Here is a 3,650-nt window from a genome sequence, read left to right as displayed (position 1 = left end):
CCCCCACACGGGGATCCGGGCCGTCGGGCGTCATCGCACGCTCATCCGGGTGGCTCCGGGTCCGCGTCCCCCTCGTACGCCGTCGCCGCCAGCCACTCCTCCAGGAGGGCGCGTTCACCGCGCACCTGGAAGCGGGGCGCTTCGGGACGGAACCGTCCGTACAGCAGCAGGAGCAGATCTCCGCCGCTGCCCTCCACGCTCACCCGCGCGGTGGTGCCGACGGGGGCGCGCCCGGTCCAGCGCGGACGGCCGCCGGGCTGCGGGGTGACGGTCCAGGCGGCGCCGGTGTCGGTGGCGGCCAGCCGTAGCGGGGCGGGCGTGAGGGCGCTCAGCCGGGCGGCGCGGCGCGGGTCGTGGGAGAGGTTCTCGAAGAACTCCTCGATCCCGTCGGCGCCGGTCCCGGCGGGGACGCGCGGTTCCTGGCCGAGCGCCAGCTCCGCGTCGGCGAGGGCGATCACCGTGGCGAGCAGCAGCCGCCGGGCGTAGTAGCGCACCCGCTGGTCGGCGCCGGGCGTCCACACCGGGGTCTCGGGGTCGGCGGCGCGCAGGGCGGCCAGGGTGTCCGCCGCCGAGCGGGCGAGCCAGTCGGGGTACCCGGCGGGATGCCCGGGCCGCTCCGGCGGCACCTCACCGGAGGCCCGGCCCTGGATCAGCCGACGGGCCCAGCGGTGGGTGGCGCCATGGCGCAGGACGAGATCCGCGACGCTCTGGCCGGGTCGGGTGGGCAGCGGGGTCGCGGGGTCGACGTCGCGCACGGTCTTCACCAGCCGCCGTCCGAGGTACTCCAGGCCGTCGCAGTACAGCTCGTGCTGGTCGTCGTCGAGGCCGAACTCCTCCGGGATGCGCAGCACGGCGTCACGACGGCCCCCGGCCGGGCGGCGGGCGGCCGACTGGCGCAGCCGGGTGGAGAGGGTGGCGCGGTCGGCGGGCGAGAGCCGGTCGAGCAGGGCACCGACGTGTTCGAGCCACTGTTCCGCGGTGTCCGGGTCGAGGAGTTCCTCGTCGCAGTCGGAAACGGCGGTGACCAGATCCGCCACGGCGTCCACCAGGGTGTTCAGCAGCGCGTCGCTCACAGGGGTCTCCCTCCCGGTACGGAACCGGGGGACCATACCGCGCGGTACGATCGCTTCGCCATGGAGATGAGTGCCGAGTACACAAGCTTTGTCGCGGTAGGCGATTCCTTTACCGAAGGCATGTCGGATCTGCTCCCGGACGGCACCTACCGGGGCTGGGCCGATCTGCTGGCGGCCCGTCTCGCCGCCCGCACCCCGGGGTTCCGTTATGCGAATCTCGCCGTGCGCGGAAAGCTCATCGCGCAGATCGCCGACGAACAGGTGCCGGTGGCGGCGGCGATGCGCGCCGATGTGGTGACGCTGGTCGGCGGGCTCAATGACGCGCTGCGGCCCCGCTGCGACATGGACCGGGTCCGGGCCCGGCTGGAGGAGTCCGTGGCGGCGCTGGCGCCGACCTGCCGGACGCTGGTGCTGATGCGCAGCCCGGGACGCCAGGGGCCCGTGATGAAGCGATTCCGCCCCCGGATGGAGGAATTGTTCACCCATGTGGACGCGGTGGCCGCGCGCCACGGCGCCCTCGTCGTCGACCTCTACGGGGATGACGCGCTCGGCGACCCCCGATTCTGGGACACGGACCGGCTCCATCTCACCGCGGAGGGTCACCGCAGGGTGGCCGAGGCGGTCGGGCAGACGCTGGGGCTCGAAGCGCGGGCGGAGTGGCGTGATCCACTCCCTCCGGCCCCGGTGGGCCCCTGGGCGGCCCGCCGCGCGGAGGACCTGCGGTTCGCCCGGCGCCATCTGGGGCCCTGGATAGGGCGGCGGCTGACCGGCCGCTCCTCCGGCGACGGCCTGCCCCCGAAACGCCCCGGCCTCCTCCCCTACGACCCGCCGTCCCCCTGACGCGCGCCGCGGCCTCCTCCCGTACCACCCCGCCGCCGACCCCCTGACGCCCGCCCCGGACCGCCTCTCCCCCAGCCCGCCTCTCCCCCAGCCCGCCTCACCTCCGGACCGCCTCGCCTCCGGACCGCCTCGCCTCCGGCCCGGCCGGAACGGCGACGCCGCGCCGCGTATCGGCGGTTTGTGCGAACGTACGAGGGAGACCGGCGGGCTGGCCTGCGGAAACCGACAGTAGAATCTGGCCGTGTGACTGCTCTGTCTGCGAAGCCCCGCATCCCCAACGTCCTGGCGAACCGCTACGCCTCCCCCGACCTCGCGGCCCTCTGGTCCCCCGAGGAGAAGGTCACCCTGGAGCGCCGCCTCTGGCTCGCCGTGCTGCGCGCCCAGAAGGACCTCGGGGTGGAGGTCCCCGAGGGTGCCCTCGCCGACTACGAGCGGGTGCTCGACCAGGTCGACCTCGCCTCCATCGCCGAGCGCGAGAAGGTCACCCGCCACGATGTGAAGGCGCGGATCGAGGAGTTCAACGCCCTCGCCGGGCATGAGCAGGTCCACAAGGGCATGACCTCCCGCGACCTCACCGAGAACGTGGAGCAGCTCCAGATCCGCCGCTCCCTGGAACTGGTCCGGGACCGCGTGGTCGCCGTCCTCGCCCGGCTGGGCACCCTGTCGGCCCGCTACGCGGAGCTGGTGGTCGCGGGCCGCTCGCACAACGTCGCCGCGCAGGCCACCACCCTCGGCAAGCGGTTCGCGACCGCCGCCGACGAGATGCTGGTGGCCTACGGGCGGCTGGAGGAACTGCTCGCGCGCTACCCGCTGCGCGGGATCAAGGGCCCGGTCGGCACGGCCCAGGACATGCTGGACCTGCTCGGCGGAGGCAGCGAGGGCACCGAGAAGCTCGCCGACCTGGAGCAGCGGATCGCCGCGCACCTCGGCTTCTCCCACGCCTTCACCTCGGTCGGCCAGGTCTACCCGCGCTCGCTCGACTACGAGGTGGTCTCGGCGCTGGTGCAGCTCGCCGCCGCGCCCTCCTCGCTGGCCAAGACGATCCGGCTGATGGCGGGGCACGAGCTGGTCACCGAGGGCTTCAAGCCGGGGCAGGTCGGCTCGTCCGCGATGCCGCACAAGATGAACACGCGCTCCTGCGAGCGGGTCAACGGCCTGATGGTCATCCTGCGCGGCTACGCCTCGATGACCGGCGAGCTGGCGGGCGACCAGTGGAACGAGGGCGACGTCTCCTGCTCGGTGGTCCGCCGGGTGGCACTGCCGGACGCCTTCTTCGCCTTCGACGGGCTGCTGGAGACCTTCCTGACGGTCCTGGACGAGTTCGGCGCCTTCCCCGCCGTCATCGACCGTGAGCTGGACCGCTATCTGCCCTTCCTGGCCACCACCAAGGTCCTGATGGCCTCGGTACGGGCCGGGGTGGGCCGCGAGGTCGCCCACGAGGTCATCAAGGAGCACGCGGTGGCGTCCGCGCTCGCCATGCGGGAGGGCTCCGACCGCAACGAGCTGCTCGACCGGCTCGCCGCCGACGACCGGATCCCGCTGGACCGGGCCGCGCTCGACGCGCTGATGGCGCAGCGCCTGTCGTTCACCGGTGCCGCCGCCGCGCAGGCCGACGCCGTGGTCGCCCGGATCCAGGAGGTCGTGGCGCGCCACCCGGAGGCCGCCGCCTACACCTTTCTGCCTGAGGAGCACCCGCCGTGGAACGAGACCGCCTACTGACGGGCGCGCACCATGATC

General features: G+C 73.8%; 3 protein-coding genes. 2 read left to right on the top strand and 1 reads right to left on the bottom strand.

Annotated elements, in window-relative coordinates; genetic code table 11:
• Positions 1-41: 41 nt before the first annotated feature.
• Positions 42-1,073 (bottom strand): maleylpyruvate isomerase N-terminal domain-containing protein, encoded by a 1,032-nt coding sequence (locus tag ACFVIM_RS33935; RefSeq protein WP_384309886.1) that lies wholly within the window; start codon positions 1,071-1,073, stop codon positions 42-44.
• A 60-nt stretch (positions 1,074-1,133) separates the two neighbouring features.
• Here ACFVIM_RS33935 and ACFVIM_RS33930 point away from each other — a divergent pair, with 60 nt between their 5' ends.
• Together ACFVIM_RS33930 and purB are read left to right on the top strand one after the other, a co-directional pair.
• On the top strand, positions 1,134-1,913 hold the full coding sequence (locus ACFVIM_RS33930) for an SGNH/GDSL hydrolase family protein (RefSeq protein ID WP_384309883.1): 780 nt from the start codon (positions 1,134-1,136) through the stop codon (positions 1,911-1,913).
• A gap of 243 nt (positions 1,914-2,156) precedes the next feature.
• Positions 2,157-3,632, top strand: a complete 1,476-nt coding sequence (purB, locus tag ACFVIM_RS33925) for an adenylosuccinate lyase (protein ID WP_384309880.1) — start codon at positions 2,157-2,159, stop codon at positions 3,630-3,632.
• Positions 3,633-3,650: the final 18 nt, after the last annotated feature.

This window comes from Streptomyces sp. NPDC057638 (assembly GCF_042800315.1).
GTDB lineage: Bacteria > Actinomycetota > Actinomycetes > Streptomycetales > Streptomycetaceae > Streptomyces.
The sequence above is the reverse complement of the archived record's forward strand: the minus strand, read 5'-3'. Positions and strand labels throughout refer to the sequence as shown.

Excerpts from the sequence above, each read along its gene's own strand:
- ACFVIM_RS33930 (WP_384309883.1), top strand. The coding sequence starts at position 1,134 with ATGGAGATGAGTGCCGAGTACACAAGCTTTGTCGCGGTAGGCGATTCC.